The organism is Methylosinus sp. Sm6 (assembly GCF_019802345.1).
GTDB lineage: Bacteria > Pseudomonadota > Alphaproteobacteria > Rhizobiales > Beijerinckiaceae > Methylosinus.
Map to the genome: position 1 here is coordinate 1 of NZ_JAINDZ010000016.1, position 18,415 is coordinate 18,415.

Consider the following 18,415-nt stretch of genomic DNA (forward strand, 5'->3'; position numbering starts at 1 on the left):
CCGCCGCCGTGCCAGCCGCCATGACCGCCGCCGCCGTGCCAGCCGCCATGACCGCCGCCGCCGTGCCAGCCGCCATGACCGCCGCCGCCGTGCCAGCCGCCATGACCGCCGCCGCCGTGCCAGCCGCCATGACCGCCGCCGCCGTGCCAGCCGCCATGACCGCCGCCGCCGTGCCAGCCGCCATGGCCGCCGCCATGGCCTCCGTGATGCTGGGCGAGCGCCGCGGAAGGCGCCGCGAGCGCCGCGCCCAGGGCGAGAACCAAGATATATTTGTTCGACATCGGTAACCCTCCGTTTGAGCGGCCGCGAAGCCGGCGCCTTTTTGATGCGTCGTCGCTTCGAGGGAGGAATACTAGCTCGGACGCGGCTTGCGCCTTGTGCGTTGTCGCACAGTTCACGCGGAAATCCCACCGACCGCCGCGTGATCGCGAGAGCCGGCGCCGCCATTGATTTCGGGAAGCGGGCGGCTATAGTCCGCGCCCGTTGGCCGGCCGTTCGCGCCGGCGCCAGGCGCGTCCGCCGCTTCTAAGAGATCGAACATGAAATTGATCCAGATCGCACAAGCCCAGACCGATCCGGCGCCCGCCCCCGCCCCTCCGACGCCTCCCGCGCCCCCGGCTCCTGCGGCGCCCGCGCCGGCCGCGCCGCCGCCGGTTCCGCCGACGGCCACCGTGCAGAGCGCGCCGGACGCCGCCGCCCCGCCCCCGCCGGCTCCCGACATGCTGACGCAGCTCGCGCCGCTTCTGTTCATCACACTGATCGTCTATTTCATCGTGCTGCGGCCGCAGAACCGCCGCGCCAAGGAGCAGAAGGAGGCGCTGAAGAATGTGCGCCGCGGCGACACCATCGTCACCAGCGGCGGCCTCGTCGGCAAGATCACCAAGACGATCGACGACGCCGAGGTCGAGGTCGAGATCGCGCAGAACGTGCGCGTGCGCGTCCTTCGGCAGGCGATCTCGGACGTGCGCGCCAAGGGCGAGCCGGTAAAGGATCAAGCCGGCGCGCGTTGACGCATCGGCGGTAATCGCTCGCCGCAATCGCGCCGGATCGGCCGGCGCGCGCGGCTTTTACATCGAACGGACGCTCGATGCTGCGCTTCTCCAAATGGAAGATCATCGCCGTTCTGGCGCTGACGCTCTCCGCTATTTTCGTCGTCGTTCCCAGCCTCGTATCGCCGGCGAGCCTGCAGGCCATATCCAAGGCGCTGCCCGAATGGGCGCAGCCGCGCACCATCGTGCTCGGTCTCGATCTGCAGGGCGGCTCCTATGTGATGCTGGAGGTCGACAAGCCCTCCGTGCTGCACACGCAGGTGACGAATCTGCGCGACGACGTGCGCCGCATCCTGCGTGAGGAAAAAATAGCGATCACCGGCGGCATCGGCGCGCAGGCGCGCGGCGTGCAGCTGCGCATCCCCGAAGCCGCCGACCGCGCCAAGGCGCTGCCGAAGTTCCGCCAGCTGGCGCAGGGCTTCGGCTCGGCGCGGATGGGCGGCGCGCCGCCGCTCGAAGTGCGCGAGGGCGACGACGGCCTCGTCCAGATCGTCGTCACCGAGGCGGGCGTCACCGACAAGGTTCGCCGCGCCGTCGAGCAGTCGATCGAGGTCATCCGCCGCCGCGTGGACGCGCTCGGCACCAGAGAGCCGAGCATTCAGCGCCAGGGCGACGATCGCATCATCGTGCAGGTCCCCGGGCTGCAGGATCCCGAGCAGCTGAAGCAGATCCTCGGCCAGACAGCCAAGCTCGAGTTCCGCCTCGTCGCCGAGCCCGGCGCGAGCCCCTCCGAGATCGAGGAGCTGGAACAGACCGAGCAGCAGGGCAAGATCGGCATCGAACGCCAAGTCATGGTGCAGGGCGAGGATCTGACCGACGCCCAGCCCGGCTTCGACCAGCGCAATGGCGAGCCTGTCGTCAATTTTCGCTTCAATATTCGCGGCGCGCAGAAGTTCGGCGAGGTCACCTCGAAGAATGTCGGGCGCCTGTTCGCCATCGTGCTCGACAACAAGGTGATTTCGGCGCCGCGCATCCTGACGCCGATCACCGGCGGCTCGGGACAGATCTCCGGCCATTTCACGGTCGAGCAGGCCAATAATCTCTCGATCCTGCTGCGCGCCGGCGCCCTGCCCGCCAAGCTCGACATCGTCGAGGAGCGCACCGTCGGCCCCGGCCTCGGCCAGGATTCGATCGACGCGGGCAAGCGCGCGGCCTATGTCGGCGCCGGCCTCGTCGTCGTCTACATGCTCATCACCTATGGCGTGTTCGGAATCTTCGCCAATCTGGCGCTGTTCGTCCATATCGCCTTCATCTTCGCCGGCCTCGTGCTCACCGGCTCGACGCTGACCTTGCCCGGCATCGCCGGCATCGTGCTGACGATCGGCATGGCGGTCGATTCGAATGTGCTGATCTATGAGCGCATCCGCGAGGAGCAGCATGGCGGGCGATCGATCCTCGCCTCGCTCGACGCCGGCTTCAACCGCGCCTTCGCGACCATCGTCGACTCCAATGTCACCATGTTCGTCGCCGCGGCGATCCTCTATTTCCTCGGCTCCGGCCCGGTGCGCGGCTTCGCCGTGTCGCTGGCGCTCGGCATTTTGACGACCATCGTCACCGCGGTGACGATGACGCGCATGATGATCGCCGCCTGGTATCACTTCGCGCGTCCGACGCGCCTGCCGATCTGAGGGTGAAGCATATGAAGCTCCTGCGTCTCGCCCCGGAGAACACCAAATTCCCGTTCATGCGGTTCCGCCGCGTGAGCTATCCCTTCTCGGCCATGCTCTCGATCGCCTCGGTGCTGCTGTTCATCCTGCATGGCATGAATTTCGGCATCGACTTCGCCGGCGGCACGGTGATCGAGGTGCGCGCCAAATCCGGCCACGCCGAGGTCGCGACATTGCGCTCGACCGTGGAGACGCTCGGCCTCGGCGACATGGAGGTGCAGGCCTTCGGCAACGAGTCCGACGCGACCTTGCGCTTCGGCCTGCAGGACGGCGGCGACGCCGCGCAGCAGGCGGCGGTGGAGAAGGTGCGCGGGGCCGTCGGCGCGGACTATGAGCTGCGCCGCGTGGAAGTGGTCGGCCCGCGCGTCTCCGGCGAGCTGGTGCAGTCGGGCACGCTCGGCGTCGTGCTGTCGATCGTCGCCGTGCTCACCTATCTCTGGTTCCGCTTCGAATGGCAGTTCGCCATCGGCGCCGTCATCGCGACGATGCACGATCTTCTGCTCACGGTCGGATTCTTCTCGCTCACCCAGCTCGAGTTCAACACGACCTCGATCGCGGCCATCCTCACCATCGTCGGCTATTCGCTGAACGAGACCGTCGTGGTGCTCGACCGCATTCGCGAGATGATGCGAAAATATAAGAAGATGCCGACGGATCAGATGATCGATCTGTCGATCAACGCCGTGCTGCCGCGCACCATCATGACCGCGACGACCGTGTTCCTGGCGCTGATGTCGCTGGCGATCTTCGGCGGCCATGTGATCCGCAGCTTCTCGCTGGCGATGATCTGGGGCATTTTCGTCGCCACCTATTCCTCGGTGTTCATCTGCTCGCCCATGCTGATCTATCTCGGCCTGCGCAGCGAGGATCAGGACAAGGCGCCCGAGCCCGCGCCGGCCAAATCCGGCGCCAAGCCCGCCAAGACGAGCGCCCGCGCCAAGCCCAAGGCCGCCTGAGGCGCGGGGCCATGGCGGAGCATGGACAGGGCTTCGTTCCGGGCCGTCACAGGATCGAGGCCTATGGCGGCGGGGGCTTCCGTTTCGCGGACATGTCGCATCGCGGCTCGCTGCTCGCCCTGCCGTCCGGCGTCCACGCCATCGACGCGGCCGAAGCGGCCGCAGTGACCGAGGGGACGCTCGCTCCCCTCCTCGCCGAGCCGCCCGGGACGGTCGAGCTGCTGATCTTCGGCGCCGGCGCCAATCTGCGCCCGCTCGGCGCCGCCCTCCACGCTCGCTTGCGCGCGCGCGGGATCATGGTCGAGGCGATGGCGACGGGCCCCGCCGTGCGCACCTATAACATGCTGGTCGACGAGGATCGGCGCGTCGCGGCGGTGCTGATCGCCGTTTGAAAAGCGGAGCCGATCGAGATGGACGACGCGCGGACGAAGCGGGACGCCGAGCTCGCCGAGAATTACCGACGCTGCGAGGAGCTCGTCCGCGAGCAGGACGTCGATCTCTGGCTCTCCTGTCTGTTCGCGCCCGCGGCCGCGCGTCCGCATCTCCACGCCATCGGCGCCTTCGCCGTCGAGATCGCGAGCGTGCGGGCCAAGACGTCGCAGCCTCTGCTCGGCGAGATGCGGCTGCGATGGTGGTATGACGCGCTGGAGGCGGCCGGCGAGCCGGGGGCGGGCGAGGAGAGCGGCGGCGCGCGCGCGCACCCGGTCGCCGATGCGCTGATCGACACGCTGCAGCGCCGCTCCATCCCGCCGGAGGACGTCATCCGCCTGCTCGAAGCGCATGTGTTCGACCTCTATGACGAGCCGATGGAATCCATGGAGGCTCTCGAGACCTATAGCGACAATGTGTTCGGCGCGCCCATGCGCTGGCGCGCCGCCGCGATCGACGCAGAAGACGCGGCTCGCCAGGAAGAGGCGCTGCGGCTCGCCGGCCGCGCCGTCGGCCTCGCCTTTGTTCTTCGCTCCCTTCCCCACCATCTGGCCCTCGGCCAGCAATTTATTCCCGCCGAGCTGATGGCGCGCCATCGCGCCGCGGAGGACATGGGCCACGCCCGCGCAACCCCGGCCATCCGCAGCGTCCTCGCCGAAATCCGCGCGCACGCCCTCGCCCATTACGAGGCGGCGCGGCGCGCTGTGGTCGGCCAGGGACCGGCCGGCGCGGCGCTGCTGCCCGCCGCTCTGGTTCCGCTCTATCTGAAGCCGATGGAGAGCAAGGCCTTCGATCCGTTTCGGCCCGCCGCCCCGCCCGCGCAATGGCGCCGGCAATGGCGGCTGTGGCGCGCCGCGCGCGGCAAAGGCCTGTGATCGGCGTCATGCCGCTGGCTTCGCGGAAAGCGCGAGCCCATATGTCGCACCCCTCGAAGTTTGATGCATCCGGCGCCCGAAACGCGCTATGGACGATGAAACCGCGCCCGCACGCGCCAGAATCGCAGCAAGCTCCGAGACCGATCCGCGCCCCATGATCAATCCCGCCGACGCCGATCTCGGCCATCAGGCTCGCCAGCTTCGCGTCGACACGCTCATCATCCTGCGCTGGCTGGCGATCATCGGCCAGACCATAGCGACGCTCGCCACTTATTATTACTTCAACTTCGATTTCCCGATCGGCCTCAGCTTCATCGCCATCGCCACCTCGGCCTGCCTCAATGTGGCGCTGCGCCTCGGCACGCCGCGCACCTTCCGGCTCGACGACAGCGAGGCGGCGCTGCTGTTGTCCTATGATATTCTGCAGCTCTCGGCCCTGCTCTATCTCACCGGCGGCGTCGCCAATCCCTTCGCCATGCTGTTCCTCGCGCCGGTGATGATCTCGGCGGTGTCGCTGCCGCGCAAGCTCACCATTCTGCTCGGCCTGCTGATGATCGCCGCGGCGACGATCCTCACCGTCGAGTTCCTGCCTCTGCCCTGGTACGAGGGCGTGCAGCTGCATTTCCCGCTGCTCTATCGAACGGGCGTGTGGACCTCGCTCGTGCTCAGCGCCGCCTTCGTCGGCCTCTACGCCGCGCGCGTCTCCGACGAGGCGCGGCTGCTTTCCACCGCGCTCGCGGCGACTGAACTGGTGCTGGAGCGCGAGCAGCATCTCTCCCAGCTCGACGGGCTCGCGGCGGCGGCGGCGCATGAGCTCGGCACGCCGCTCGCGACGATCGCGCTCGTCACCAAGGAGCTGCAGAAGTCCTTGCCGGAGAATGCGCCGGCGCTCGCCGACGATCTCGCTCTGCTCGCGCAGGAGGCGCTGCGCTGTCGGGAAATCTTGCGCAAGCTCGTCTCGCTCGGCTCGGAGGACACCGGCGGGCTGCTGGACCAGGCGTCGATGGAGACGCTGATCCAGGAGGTGGTCGAGCCGCATCGCGCTTTCGGCGTCGAGGTCGAGGTGATCAAGAGCGGACCGCCGGACGAGCCGGCCTTCGTGCGCAATCCGGCGATCGTCTACGGGCTCGGCAATCTCGTCGAGAACGCCGTCGATTTCGCCCATTCGAAAGTCAAGATCGAGGCGTCCTGGTCGCGCAATCTCGTCGTCGTGGTCATCGAGGACGACGGCCCGGGCTTCTCGCAGCACATTCTCAACCGGCTCGGCGATCCTTATGTGAGCGGCCGCTCGAGCGAGCGCCGCACCAAGACCGAGCCCGGCGCCGGGCTCGGCCTCGGACTGTTCATCGCCAAGACCTTGCTGGAGCGCTCGGGCGCGACGGTGACGACCGCCAATGCGCTTCCGCCGAAGACCGGGGCCAGGGTCACGATCGTGTGGCCGCGCTCGGCGCTGGAGCGCAGCGCCGCCGGCGGCGAGCGCGACACGCGGCCTGGAGAGGCACAAACGGCTTCGCCGGACACGAAGCAGTGATATATTCGGGGGTGATCATGATCGGGGACGTCGACGCAATGACGATCGAAGAGAACAGCGCCCAGGACGCCGATTTCGAAGAGACGGGCGAGCTGCCGCAAGAGCGCTCGCTGCTGATCGTGGAGGACGACAAGCCCTTCCTCACGCGCTTGACGCGAGCCATGGAAGCGCGCGGCTTCGCGGTCACCGCGGTCGAGACCGTGGCCGAAGGGCTCGCCGCGGTCGAGGCGGACGCCCCCGCCTTCGCCATCATCGACATGCGGCTCGGCGACGGCAACGGCATCGACGTGATCTCGCGGCTCAAGGCCAAGCGTCCCGATTCGCGCGGCATCATTCTCACCGGCTATGGCAATATCGCCACCGCGGTGACCGCGGTGAAGCTCGGCGCCTTCGATTATCTCGCCAAGCCGGCCGACGCCGACGAAATCTATCACGCGCTGATGGCGACGCAGATCGACAAGCCCGACGTGCTCGAAAACCCGATGTCGGCCGACCGCGTGCGCTGGGAGCATATTCAGCGCGTCTATGAGTCATGCGACCGCAATGTCTCGGAGACGGCGCGCCGCCTCAACATGCATCGCCGCACGCTGCAGCGCATCCTGGCCAAGCGCGCGCCGCGATGATCGCGCGCCGCCGGCGCTCAACGCTCGTCACGATGCGAAGCGAGATAGAGACGCTCCGCTGCCGCGCCGGCGAAGCGCAGCAGCATGGCCTTGCGGCTCGCCGGCGCCAGACGATGCGCCGGCGCCTCGCGCAGCACGATGGCGCCATAGCCGTCGGCGACGATGAGCCCCGCGTCGGCGGGAAATGCGTTCGGCTCCAAATCTCCGGGAATGGCGAAATAGAAACGGTCGCAATGGATGCGATAGTCCATCCATTTATGATCGGCGCGGAAATCGGCGAGCGAGGATTTGACTTCGACGATGCGGATCGCGCCGTCGGGCGCGAGCGCGACGAGATCGGCGCGGCGCCCGCCCGGCAGCGGCAGCTCGGTGAGAATGGAGAGGCCCGCCGCGCGCAGATAGCGGCGGGTCCCGCGCGTCACGAGGCGCGCATTCTCCTCGCGAAGGCTCGCGCCGACCGGCGGCGGGAGGGGTGCAATATCCATCGAAGCGCTCTCGCTCGTCTCGAAAGGGCGACGAGCGTGATCTTGGCGCCGGCGCCACGCCGCGCGCAAGCGTTCGGACCCCGGCGACCGAGGAGAACCGCGCAAAAATGAGATCGATCTTCGCCCTTCTGCTCCTCGCCCTCGGCGCCGGCGCGGCCCATGGCGCCGAGCGCGTCGTCAATATCTTCAATTGGAGCGATTACATCGATCCGACCGTGCTCGAGGATTTCACCCGCGAGACGGGCGTCAAGGTCGTCTACGACACTTTCGACTCCAACGAAGTTTTGGAGACGCGCCTGCTCGCCGGCTCGGCGGGCTATGACGTCGTCGTCCCTTCGGCGACCTTCCTGCAGCGCGAGATCAAGGCCGGCGTGTTCCGGCCGCTCGACAAGAGCAAGCTGCCCAATCTGAAGAACGTCTGGCCCGACATCGCGATGCGCCTCTCCCGCTACGACCCCGGCAATGCATTTGCTGTCAACTACATGTGGTTCACCACCGGGATCGCCTTCAATGTCGCCAAGATCAAGGAGCGCATCGGCGACAAGCCCATCGTCTCCTGGGACCAGGCGCTGAAGCCCGATAATTTACGCAAATTCGCCGATTGCGGCGTCTATGTGCTCGACAGTCCCGAGGATCTGTTCTCGACGACGCTCAATTATCTGAAGCTCGATCCGAATTCGAAGGAACCTGGCGACATTCGCCGCGCCGCCGATCTCCTCTCGGGGCTGCGCCGATACATCAAGAAATTCCACTCTTCCGAATATATCAATGCGCTCGCCAATGGCGACATCTGCCTCGCCATTGGCTGGGCGGGCGACAGCTTCCAGGCGCGCAACCGCGCGCGCGAGGCGGCCAATGGCGTCGAGATCGCTTATGTGATCCCGCAGGAGGGCGCGCTGATGTCGCTCGACAATCTCGCCATCCCCAAGGACGCGCCGCATCCCGACGAAGCGCATCTCTTCATCGATTTCCTGCTGCGTCCCGACATCGCCGCGCGCAACACCAAGGTGACGCATTTCGCCAATGGCGTCGCCGATTCGCGTCCGCTCGTCGACAAGGAGATCGCGGACAATCCGGCCATCTATCCCGACACGGCGGCGATGAGAAAGCTGTTCACCGTGACGGCGCCGGATCTCGCGATCCAGAAGATCGTCACCCGCGAATGGACGCGCGTGAAGACCGGGCGCTGACGCGGCTCCCGGAGCGCCGCAACGCGCCGGCGACGGCCGCCGCCGCATCGCGCCAGCTGTCGACATAGGCGCCGCTCGCGGGCCGCGTCGCGACGCCTCCCGCATCGATCGACGCCAGCGCCCTCACATAGGCCGCCGCATCCGCTCCGCTGTCGACGAGGCGCAGCGATCCGTCGGCGAACGCCCGCCGATAGATGCGATGATGATCGAACTCGTCCGTCTCGCGCGGCGCATTGACGATCACCGGCCGACCCGATTGCAGACAGGCGAGCACGCTGCCGCGCCGCGAGGTGAGCCCCTCGGGAAAACGATAGAGGAAGCAGTCGACCTCGCCGAACAGGGCGTTCAGCTCGGCGAAATCGTCGATATAGCCGGTGACGAGCATGCGCTCCTCGACGCCGAGCCGGCGCGCCTTCGCATAAAATTCATCCTCGACGCGATCCGCTCCCTTCACGAAGCCCCCGATGAAGAGGCAGAAGGCCGGACAGCCCGCGCGCATCGCGGCTTCCGCGACATCGAGCACGAAGCCGCTCTGCTTCTTGGGATAGATCGCGCCGAAATGGCCGATGATAATCCCCCCTTGCGCTTTGGCCTCACGCAGCCGCGCGGCGAAGCGCGGCGCGGCGGAAGGCGCGACCGGCGGGATATTGGACGGAATCGGCGCGATCACGGTCGGCTTGCCCGCGAGGCGCATCGCGCGGCTCGCCAGGAAGCCCGCCCGCACATGCGGAGACGAGAAGACGAGCGCCTGCGCGACCAGCGCATAAGCGCCGACGACGAGGCGCCGACGCCAGTCGAGATCGGCCCATTCGTGCAGAACGAGCGCGCTGCCGCGGCCGCGCAGACGCGCCGAGATCAAAGCGGCGAGCGGCGTCAGCAGCGCTTTCTTCCAGGCCACGACCGGAACATTGATCGCGATCGCATCGCATGCGCCGAGCGCCCTCCAGATCGCCGCGAGATCGCGCGGCCCGCCCGAGACGGCGAGCATGCGCGCCTTCCCCCCGATCCGCGGCCAAGCCCCGGCGACGGCGCGCGCAAAGGCCTCGACGCCGCAAGGCGCGGGGGAGCTCGAGATCAGGAACAGCGTCTCGGCGGGCGTATCCTCGGCGGTCATGCGATTGTCCTGATGCGATGCGTCAGGCGGATTTGCGCGCCTGCGCCCCGCTCTCCCCCTCCTCGACCGGAGCGAAACGGGTCGTGACGGTCACGCTCTCGGGCTCGCCAGAAGCGGCGACGCCCGCGGCAACACCCGCGGCAACGCCTGCGGCCTGCGTCTCTGGCTGCGTGTCTTTCTCCGGCGCGCGACGCGCCCGCAGCACGGCGATCCCGAGCCCGGCGGCGAGGCCCGCCGCGAGGCCCACGCCGGCCATCAGCGTGCCGCTCGGCGGGAAGCTGCGCGCGATCGGCGGCGTCGCCATCGTGATGACATGCGTGCTCGCCGCATCGAGCTGGCGCGCCTCGCCGGTCTGGCGCGCGCGCGTGAGGAACGACTGATAAATGCTGCGGCTCGCATCCACCTCGCGCTCGAGATCGTGCAGCTCGACCGAGGCCTGGCCTGCGTCCGCGGCTCGCCCCTCGAGCTTGCGCACCTCTCGGCTCAGCGCTTCCTCGGTGCTGCGCGCGCGCTCATAATCCTTGCGCAGCGACCCCGCGACGCGGCCGAGCTCGGCGGCGACGAGACGGCGTGTTTCGGCGAGCCGCGCCGTCGCGTTGCGCACGACCGGGTGCCGCGGGCCGAGATCGGCCGAGAGATCGGCGAGACGCTGCGCCGCTTCCGCCTGGCTATTGCGCAGATTGTTCAGCGTCATGAGATTCATGCTCGCGGCGATATCGGCGAGATCGGCGTCCGAGCGCCCGCCTCTCTGCGCCTGCTCATAGCGCGAGCGCGTGTCCTCGAGCCGCGTGCGCGCGAAAGTGAGCTGCTGATTGAGTTCTTTGAGCCGCTGCTCATCCGCATAGAGCTCGCGCGTGCCGATGAGCCCGTGACGCGCCTTGTAATTCTCCACGGCTTTCTCGGCCATGAGCGCACGCTCGCGCAGGCTGTCGATCCCAGCGGTGAACGAGCTCGCCGCCTGCCGCGCGGCGTCGGCATGCATGGCGCCGCGCACGCCGATATAGGCCTGCGCGACCGCATTGGCGATGCGCGCAGATTTTTTCGGATCATCGCTCGATGCGGCGATATCGATGATGAAGGTGCGCTCCGGCCGCCGCACGACGATGCGCGCGCCGAGCGCATGCACCGCACCCGCCATTTTCTCCGCCTCCGTCGGCCGCCGGCCGACGCCGAACAGACGATAGAGCAGCGACGGAGCGCCGGCGAATTGCGGATCGTCGAGCAGATGCTCGGAGGCGACGACGCGCTCCAGCACGGCTTGCGAGGCGATGATGCGCGTCTGCGTTTCGACGAAATTGATGAAGCCGTTCGAATCCTGCGCCTGATTGTCGCCCTCGAGCCCGGGGAGGCTGCGCGGATCGAGATAGATCTGCGCGGCGGCGACATAGCGTGGCGTCAGCCCTTTGGAGAGGCCGAAGCCGATCGCCGCGCCGATCACGGCCACGGATAAAATGAGCCAGCGCGAGCGCAGAGCGAGCGCCGCCAGGCTCGCGAGCGTGATGGAGCTCTTGCCGCGCGCCTCTTCGATGACGACGCTCTCCGGGCTCTCGGTCGTGTCACCGCCTCGACTGCGATAGTCCAGCATCATGCGATGTCCATTGCTGGCCCGAATCTCGCGACGGCGACGACGTCGCGTCGCCTTCCGCATTTCGGCGCCGTGGTTGATATTCTCCAAATGCTCGCAAGCCGCATTTTCTGCTAGCGGCGAATAAAGACGATTTGCAGGCGCCGAAACGCATTTGTGGGACGCTGTGAGATATCGGGACGCATCGCCTGTCCCAGGATTGGCCTGCGCGTGTCATTTTCGTGCATCTCGGTAGGAGATTCTTTCCAAAAACGGTCAAATCGAATGGAACAGAATTAGCAGCCGCTCACGATTGTCGATCGATTCACCTTCGCCGATCGCAATGTCTTCACCATCGAGCGGCAACTTTGCTGCAAATGCCGGCGAAATCCGTATGGTGAAGCCACAGGACGATACGCAACTCACATGTCGATGGAGATGATGATGCTCGCAACGATCCGACGCCTCGTGGAGGAACAGGGACGCCTCTCGGCCGCCGCCGACACGCTGCGCGACGACGCCGATCTCTATGCGTCGGGACTCACCTCATTCGCTGCGGTGCAGCTCATGCTGGCGCTCGAGGAGGCGTTCGACGTCGAGTTCCCCGAGCGCATGCTCAACAGGCGCAGCTTCGCCTCGATCGCGGCGATCGCCTCCTGCATCGCCGAACTGAAGCCGGAGGAGGTCGCCTGATGAATGCGCCTTTGGATCGCGGAGCGACCGTCGTCGCCGCCGCCGCTCTTCATGCCGACGATGTCGATCGCCGCGGTCGCTTTCCGGCGGAAGCGGTGCAGGCGCTCAAGGATGCGCGACTGATGTCGCTGCTGATCCCGACAGAGCTCGGCGGCGCCGGCGCGCCGCTCGCCGACGTCGCCGAGCTGTGCACGACGCTCGGCCATCATTGCGCGTCGACCGCGATGGTCTTCGCCATGCATCAGATCAAGGTGTCGAGCCTCGTCGCGCATGGGATGGAGAGCGAGTGGCATCGCGGCTTCATGCGCCGCGTCGCCGACGCCCAGCTCCTGCTCGCATCGGCCACGACAGAAGGCGGGGTCGGCGGCAATCTGCGCAACAGCATCTGCGCTTTCGAGCGAGACGGCGACATGTTCCGCGTCTCCAAGGAGGGCGCGCTCATCTCTTACGGCGCGCAGGCCGACGCGATCCTCGTCACGGCGCGCCGCGCCGCGGACGCGCCGCCCTCCGATCAGCGCATGGCCGTGCTGGCGCGCGGACAATATCGCCTCGAGCGCAGCGGCGAATGGGACGCTCTCGGCATGCGCGGCACTTGCAGCGAGGGCTTCACGCTCAGCGGCGAAGCGCCTCACGAGCAGATCCTCGCCAGCGAATTCGCCGATATCGCCTCGCATTCCATGCTGGCGACGGCGCATCTGCTGTGGAGCTCGGTGTGGTTCGGAATCGCCAGCGACGCCCTCGGCCGCGCTCAGGCCTTCGTGCGCAAGGACGCGCGCAAGCGCTTCGACGGCCCCTCGCCCGGCGCGTTGCGCCTCGCGGAGGCTTCGACCAAGCTGCAGCTGATGCGCGCCAATATCGTCGAAGGCCTGAGGCGCTTCGAACGCGCCAACAGCGAGCCGGACGATCTCAACTCGATGAGCTTCGCCGTGACGATGAACAACGTCAAGGTCGGCTCCTCGGAGCTCGCCCTCGAGATCATCAATCATGCGCTGCTCATCGCCGGCATCGCCGGCTACAAGAACGGCACGCCCTACAGCGTCGGCCGCCACATGCGCGACGCGCTGTCGGCGCGGGTGATGATCTCCAACGATCGCATCCTCGGCAATATGTCGACGCTGCTGCTCGCGCAGCGCATCGACGCGCGACTGGGAGACTAACGCCATGTGCGAGGCTTGCGACAGCTTTCTCGACCGCATGTTCGCCAAGGGCGTCCTGCATGCGACCGGCGTCGACGGACTTTATGGACGCGGCGCCTCCTTCGAAGCGGTCGTCGACGGATTGGACCGGCTGATCACGCGCCTCGCCAGCGACGACGCGGCCGAAGTCATTCGCTTTCCGCCCGGCATGAATCGCGCTCTGTTCGAGAAGAGCGGCTATATGAAGAACTTCCCGCAGCTCGCGGGAACGGTCCACAGCTTCGATGGCAACGAGAAGGACCATATGGCCCTGCTCGACGCCATTCACAACGGCGGCGCGTGGACGCAGGGACAGGCTGCGACCGACATCGTGCTGACGCCAGCGGCCTGCTATCCGCTCTATCCGATCGTCGCGCGGCGCGGTCCGCTGACGCCGGAGGGCGCGTTGTTCGACGTGCAGTCCTATTGCTTCCGCCACGAGCCGTCCAAGGACCCGGCGCGCATGCAGATGTTCCGCATGCGGGAATTCGTGCGCATCGGCGCGCCGGAGCAGGCCGCCTCCTTCCGCGAGCGCTGGCTCGATCGCGCGCGCGACTTCGCCGAACGGCTCGAGCTGCCGCATCATATCGACGTCGCCAATGATCCGTTCTTCGGACGCGCCGGCAAGATGATGGCGTCGAGCCAGCGCGATCAGGCGCTGAAGTTCGAGCTGCTGGTGCCGATCGAGAGCGTCGAGAAGCCCACCGCCTGCCAGAGCTTCAACTACCACCAGGACCACTTCGGCTCCCTGTGGGGAATCGAGACATCGTCGGGCGAGACCGCGCACACGGCTTGCGTCGGCTTCGGCATGGAGCGTCTCACCCTCGCCTTGTTCAAGCATCACGGATTGGATACCGATGGCTGGCCGAAATCAGTGCGCGCCGCGCTCACTCTCTGACGAGGAGGCGAGCCCGCTCGCTCCTGAGGCGGCGCATGAGCGTCATGCGCTGCATCATCCCGAGCGCGATTGGCCGCAGACCAATTGCTATGTCGATCTGTGGGTCGAGCTTCTCGCCTCGCGCGGGCTCGATCCCTCGGCGATGCTCGGCTTCACGGTCGCGCAGGACTTCGAAGGCGATCAATTCACCTTCTTCAAGCCGCGCATCGCCGATCTCGAACGGCTCTATGGCGTTCGGCTCGAGGAGCTGTCGCTCTATGATCGTCTCGACAGCCAGATCGAGCTGCAGGTTTCGCGCGGCCGCGTCGTGCTCGTCGAGGTCGACGGACATTATCTGCCCGACACGCGCGGCGTGACCTATCGCATCGACCATTCCAAGACGACGATCGGCGTCGAAGCCATCGACCTTCGCGCCCGCCGCATCGACTACTTCCATAACGACGGCTATTTCTCGCTCGACGGCGAGGACTTCGACGCGATCTTCGGACCCGAAGGCGCAGAACGCGATCCGGCCGCGCTGTTTCCCTATGCGGAATTCGTGCGCTTCGATCGCGCGCAGCCGCGCGACGATCTGCGGGAGATTGCGGAGGGTCTTCTGGTCGAGCACTTCGCCCGTCGTCCGGCGAAAAATCCATTGCGCGCCTTCGCCGCGGCGCTTCCGGCTTTGTGGGAGGCGCTGCTCGCGCGTCCGCCGTGCTTCTTCCACAGCCTCGCCTTCAACAGCTTCCGCCAGGTCGGCGCCAATTTCGGGCTGCTCGGCAGTCATCTCGAATGGCTGCGGCCAAATGGCGCTTTCATCGCCGAGAGCGCGGCGTGCGAGCGCCTGTCCTCCGGCGCGAAGGCGTTGCAGTTCCAGGCGGCGCGCGCTTCCGCGCGCAAGCGCGCGCTCGAGGCGAGCCCGGCGCTCGACGAGATGGCGCTCGCCTATGACATGCTGGTCGACGGACTGGCGAAACGGCTCGCGCGCTAGCAATGCGGATGCGCGGCGGAGACCATCGGATCGCCCTCGAAGAGGGCTGGTCCTTCGCCATCGACGAGACCGGCGCCTCGGCCGAGCCCGGCGCCGTTCCGGAGACTGCCCTGTGGCGCGCCGCGCGCGTTCCCGGAACGCTGGCGCAAGCCTTGCTTGATGCGGGCGAGGCGCTCGACGGCTTGCCGGCGCTCGACTCGCTCGACGTCTGGTACGAGACGAGCTTCATCGCGGAGAGGCCGGCGGAGCTGCGGCTCGACGGTCTCGCCAGCGTCGCCGACGTGTTTCTCGACGGCGCGCTCGTCCTGCATTCCGACAATATGTTTCACGCGCATCGCATCGCGGTCGCGAGCCCCGGCCGTCATCGGCTGCACATCGCCTTCCGTTCGGTCGAGCGCGAAATCGCCAAGACAAGCGGACGCGCGCGCTGGCGTCCGCGCATGATCGTTCCCGCGGGCCTGCGCGCCATTCGCACCACCGCGCTCGGACGCCTGCCCGGCTTCGCGCCGCCGACGCCGCCGGTCGGCCCTTGGCGCGAGATCGCGCTGGTCGAGCCCGGTCCGCTGACCGACGCGCGCATGCGCGCCTGTGTCGAGGACGGCGTTCCGACCTTGCGCGTCGCCCTCGATTTCGCGACGACGCCGGAGGGAGAGGCGCTGCTGCTCTGCGCCGGACGACGAACGACGCTGGCGCGCACCGGGGAACGGCGGCTCGAGGCGACGCTGCGCCTGCCGGACTGTCCGCTCTGGACGCCGCATACGCATGGCGAACCGCATCTGCACGTCGTCGAAGCGCGCGTCGGCGATCTGCACATCGACCTCGGCCGCGTCGGCTTTCGCGACATTCGCGTCGAGCGCGGCGCCGACGGGCGCGACTTCGAGCTGTTCGTCAACGGACTTCCGATCTTCTGCCGCGGCGCGTGCTGGACGGCGGCGGATGCGGTGTCGCTGCGCAGCCGGCGCGAGGATTGCGAGCCCCTGCTCGTCGCCATGCGCGACGCCGGCATGAACATGGTCCGCGTCCCCGGCGTCACTCTCTATGAGAGCGACGATTTCTATGATCTCTGCGATGAATTGGGGATCATGGTCTGGCAGGACTTCGCCTTCGCCAATTTCGATTTCCCCGTGCAGGACGCGGCCTTTTGCGCGAGCGTCGAGCGCGAGGCGACGCAGTTTCTGCAGCGCGTGCAATCCGCGCCGTCGCTGTCGGTGCTCTGCGGCGGCAGCGAGGTCTATCAGCAGGCGGCCATGCTCGGCCTCGCGGAGGCGAAATGGCGCTCGCCTCTGTTCGACGAGCTGCTGCCGCGCCTCGCGCGTGCGCATCGTCCCGACGTCGTCTATGTCGAGAATTCGCCCTCCGGCGGCGCCCTGCCCTTTCATTCGGACAGCGGCGTCGCGCATTATTACGGCGTCGGCGCCTATCGCCGTCCGCTCGAGGACGCCCGTCGCGCCGCCGTGCGCTTCGCCTCCGAATGCCTGGGCTTTTCCTGCGCTCCGGACAATGCGTCGCTCGCGCGCGATTTCGGCGCGGCGCCGCTCGCCTCGCCGCTCTACGCCGCACGCGCGCCGCGCGACATGGGCGCGATGCAGACTTTCGGTGAAGTGACCGAACATTACATGCGCGCGCTCTACGGCTGCGATCCGGATGCGCTGCGCGAAAGCGATCCGACGCTCTATCTTCACATCGCCCGCGCCGCCGTGGCGGAGGCGATGGAGGCGACGATCGGCGAATGGCGGCGCGCCGGCTCGTCGACGCATGGCGCGCTGGTCTGGTTCCTGAAGGATCTATGGCCCTCGCCGGGCTGGGGAGTCATCGACGCGCATAACGAGCCGAAATCGGCCTATTACGCCTTGAAGCGCGCCTGTCGCCCGCTATCGCTCATCCTCGCCGACGAAGGGGTCAACGGGCTGTTGGTGCATCTGCGCAATGACGCGCCGCATCGGGTCGCCGGCGAAATCACGCTCTCTTGCTATCGCGAGGGCAAGGTGAAGGTGATGCAGGCGCGCCGGCCCATCGTGGTCGAAGCGCATGGCGTCGTGACGCTGCGCGACGTGGAGTTCTGGGGCGGCTTTTTCGATACGACGCTCGCCTATGGCTTCGGTCCGCCGTCGCATGACGTCACGCATGCGAGCTTCGTCGCGGAGGGCGGCGATGCGCCGATCGACGCTTTTCATTTTCCGCTCGGCCGCAGCGCGGTCAAAGCGACGCTCGGGCTTCGCGCCGAGCTCGTGGAAGACGCGCAGGGCTACGCCTTGATACTGTCGTGCGAGGCCGTCGCGCAATCGGTCGAGATCGAGGCGGACGACTTTCGTCCGGCGGATAATTGGCTGCATCTCGCGCCCGGAGCGGCGCGCCGCATCGCGCTGCTTCCGCGCCGCGCCGGCGCGCGGGGCCCGCAAGGCGCGGTTTCGGCGTTGAACGGAGAAGCGGTCCGCTACGGCTGAACCCGGGCTGCGAGCCGCCCTTTCAAGGTCCTCGAACCAGTGTTTCGGGGAAAGTGAGGCGCACCATGGCGCCCATTTTCGAGCTGCACAGCTCGAGCCGGCCGCGCAGCTGTCGGGCGATGCCGCGCATCAGCTCTATGCCGTTGCCGCGCGCGCAATGCGAGGGATCGAATCCGATGCCGGAATCGATCACCGTCAATTCGAGATCATAGCCGAGACGACGGAACCGCGCGGCAATCTGGCCCGCCGCTCCGCCAGGGAAAGCGTGCTTCATCGCATTTGTGACCGCCTCGACATAGACGAGGCCGACACATTGGGCGCGACGATAGTCGAGGCAGATGTCCGCATCGGCGGCCATCTTACCCGCTATGCGGTCGTCGAAGGCGTTGCGCCGCGCTTCCGATAGCGCCCAGAGATAATCGTCCATTCGAATGTCCGACGCGCCGTCCTCGTCCAGCGCATTGTGCAGCGCCGCGGCGCTGCGCAGGCGCATGGCGCAGCGGGCGCATCCTTCCGGCCTGTCGAGACGGCGGGATTGTGCGGAGATCAGCGTGGCGAGGCCCTGCAGGTCGTTGCGGATGCGATGGCGCAGCTCCGCATAGCGCTCCCGCTCCAGTCGAAGCTCGTCCTGCACCGCGGCGAGTCGCGCCTCCAGTACGGCGATTTTCGTCTCGCTCGTCTCGGCAATGAAGGAGTCGCCGACACTCTCTTTCATCCGCCGGATCCTCCGCGGCGACACAGGAGGGCCGCTC

The 18,415-nt window shown here is 67.4% G+C and carries 17 protein-coding genes and 1 pseudogene; 13 read left to right on the plus strand and 5 right to left on the minus strand.

The features are described 5' to 3' along the window. Nucleotides 1-281 (minus strand): annotated as a pseudogene (locus K3F48_RS12130) (hypothetical protein); the annotation flags it as partial. Between the two features lie 258 nt (nucleotides 282-539). On the opposite strand from K3F48_RS12130, the gene yajC reads away from it, so the two are divergent. From yajC to K3F48_RS12165, 7 genes are all read left to right on the plus strand, one after another. Beyond that, nucleotides 540-1,010: a preprotein translocase subunit YajC gene (gene yajC / locus K3F48_RS12135; protein ID WP_222575703.1), complete on the plus strand. Its 471-nt coding sequence runs from the start codon at nucleotides 540-542 to the stop codon at nucleotides 1,008-1,010. Between the two features lie 77 nt (nucleotides 1,011-1,087). Further along, nucleotides 1,088-2,677 (plus strand): protein translocase subunit SecD, encoded by a 1,590-nt coding sequence (gene secD / locus K3F48_RS12140; RefSeq protein WP_222575704.1) that lies wholly within the window; start codon nucleotides 1,088-1,090, stop codon nucleotides 2,675-2,677. A gap of 11 nt (nucleotides 2,678-2,688) precedes the next feature. After that, nucleotides 2,689-3,672 carry a protein translocase subunit SecF gene (gene secF / locus K3F48_RS12145; RefSeq protein ID WP_222575804.1) on the plus strand — a complete coding sequence of 328 codons (984 nt, stop codon included), beginning with the start codon at nucleotides 2,689-2,691 and terminating at the stop codon, nucleotides 3,670-3,672. 11 nt (nucleotides 3,673-3,683) lie between these two features. Beyond that, nucleotides 3,684-4,064: an Mth938-like domain-containing protein gene (locus tag K3F48_RS12150; protein WP_222575705.1), complete on the plus strand. Its 381-nt coding sequence runs from the start codon at nucleotides 3,684-3,686 to the stop codon at nucleotides 4,062-4,064. 18 nt (nucleotides 4,065-4,082) lie between these two features. After that, nucleotides 4,083-4,976 carry a squalene/phytoene synthase family protein gene (locus K3F48_RS12155; protein WP_222575706.1) on the plus strand — a complete coding sequence of 298 codons (894 nt, stop codon included), beginning with the start codon at nucleotides 4,083-4,085 and terminating at the stop codon, nucleotides 4,974-4,976. A gap of 154 nt (nucleotides 4,977-5,130) precedes the next feature. Continuing rightward, a complete protein-coding gene (locus K3F48_RS12160) occupies nucleotides 5,131-6,507 on the plus strand; it encodes an ActS/PrrB/RegB family redox-sensitive histidine kinase (protein ID WP_222575707.1) in 1,377 nt (458 codons plus the stop codon). A gap of 38 nt (nucleotides 6,508-6,545) precedes the next feature. Beyond that, nucleotides 6,546-7,130: an ActR/PrrA/RegA family redox response regulator transcription factor gene (locus tag K3F48_RS12165; protein WP_222575708.1), complete on the plus strand. Its 585-nt coding sequence runs from the start codon at nucleotides 6,546-6,548 to the stop codon at nucleotides 7,128-7,130. Between the two features lie 17 nt (nucleotides 7,131-7,147). On the opposite strand, the gene K3F48_RS12170 is transcribed toward K3F48_RS12165, so the two are convergent. Further along, the gene (locus K3F48_RS12170) at nucleotides 7,148-7,615 is read right to left on the minus strand and encodes an MmcB family DNA repair protein (protein ID WP_255608897.1); all 468 of its coding nucleotides are present in this window, start codon (nucleotides 7,613-7,615) and stop codon (nucleotides 7,148-7,150) included. Between the two features lie 107 nt (nucleotides 7,616-7,722). Between K3F48_RS12170 and K3F48_RS12175 the strand changes: the two genes are divergently transcribed. Next, on the plus strand, nucleotides 7,723-8,805 hold the full coding sequence (locus tag K3F48_RS12175) for a polyamine ABC transporter substrate-binding protein (RefSeq protein WP_222575709.1): 1,083 nt from the start codon (nucleotides 7,723-7,725) through the stop codon (nucleotides 8,803-8,805). On the opposite strand, the gene K3F48_RS12180 is transcribed toward K3F48_RS12175, so the two are convergent. Beyond that, on the minus strand, nucleotides 8,768-9,919 hold the full coding sequence (locus K3F48_RS12180; RefSeq protein WP_222575710.1) for a hypothetical protein: 1,152 nt from the start codon (nucleotides 9,917-9,919) through the stop codon (nucleotides 8,768-8,770). The genes K3F48_RS12175 and K3F48_RS12180 overlap by 38 nt on opposite strands. Nucleotides 9,920-9,941: 22 nt before the next feature. Beyond that, nucleotides 9,942-11,507: a GumC family protein gene (locus K3F48_RS12185; RefSeq protein ID WP_222575711.1), complete on the minus strand. Its 1,566-nt coding sequence runs from the start codon at nucleotides 11,505-11,507 to the stop codon at nucleotides 9,942-9,944. A 420-nt stretch (nucleotides 11,508-11,927) separates the two neighbouring features. Here K3F48_RS12185 and K3F48_RS12190 point away from each other — a divergent pair, with 420 nt between their 5' ends. Genes K3F48_RS12190 through K3F48_RS12210 form a run of 5 tightly spaced genes read left to right on the plus strand, consistent with a single transcriptional unit; the run spans nucleotide 11,928 to nucleotide 17,663 of the window. Further along, nucleotides 11,928-12,176, plus strand: a complete 249-nt coding sequence (locus K3F48_RS12190; protein WP_222575806.1) for an acyl carrier protein — start codon at nucleotides 11,928-11,930, stop codon at nucleotides 12,174-12,176. Beyond that, nucleotides 12,176-13,333, plus strand: coding sequence for an acyl-CoA dehydrogenase family protein (locus K3F48_RS12195; protein WP_222575712.1), 1,158 nt, complete (start codon nucleotides 12,176-12,178; stop codon nucleotides 13,331-13,333). The genes K3F48_RS12190 and K3F48_RS12195 overlap by 1 nt, the downstream gene beginning before the upstream one ends. Before the next feature lie 4 nt (nucleotides 13,334-13,337). Continuing rightward, on the plus strand, nucleotides 13,338-14,249 hold the full coding sequence (locus K3F48_RS12200) for an amino acid--[acyl-carrier-protein] ligase (protein ID WP_222575713.1): 912 nt from the start codon (nucleotides 13,338-13,340) through the stop codon (nucleotides 14,247-14,249). After that, nucleotides 14,209-15,219, plus strand: coding sequence for a DUF1839 family protein (locus tag K3F48_RS12205; RefSeq protein WP_222575714.1), 1,011 nt, complete (start codon nucleotides 14,209-14,211; stop codon nucleotides 15,217-15,219). Before K3F48_RS12200 ends, K3F48_RS12205 begins: the two co-directional genes overlap by 41 nt. Before the next feature lie 8 nt (nucleotides 15,220-15,227). Beyond that, a complete protein-coding gene (locus K3F48_RS12210) occupies nucleotides 15,228-17,663 on the plus strand; it encodes a glycoside hydrolase family 2 protein (protein ID WP_255608898.1) in 2,436 nt (811 codons plus the stop codon). Between the two features lie 22 nt (nucleotides 17,664-17,685). Here K3F48_RS12210 and K3F48_RS12215 read toward each other — a convergent pair whose 3' ends face one another. Then, nucleotides 17,686-18,378 carry a sensor histidine kinase gene (locus K3F48_RS12215; RefSeq protein WP_222575716.1) on the minus strand — a complete coding sequence of 231 codons (693 nt, stop codon included), beginning with the start codon at nucleotides 18,376-18,378 and terminating at the stop codon, nucleotides 17,686-17,688. Nucleotides 18,379-18,415: the final 37 nt, after the last annotated feature.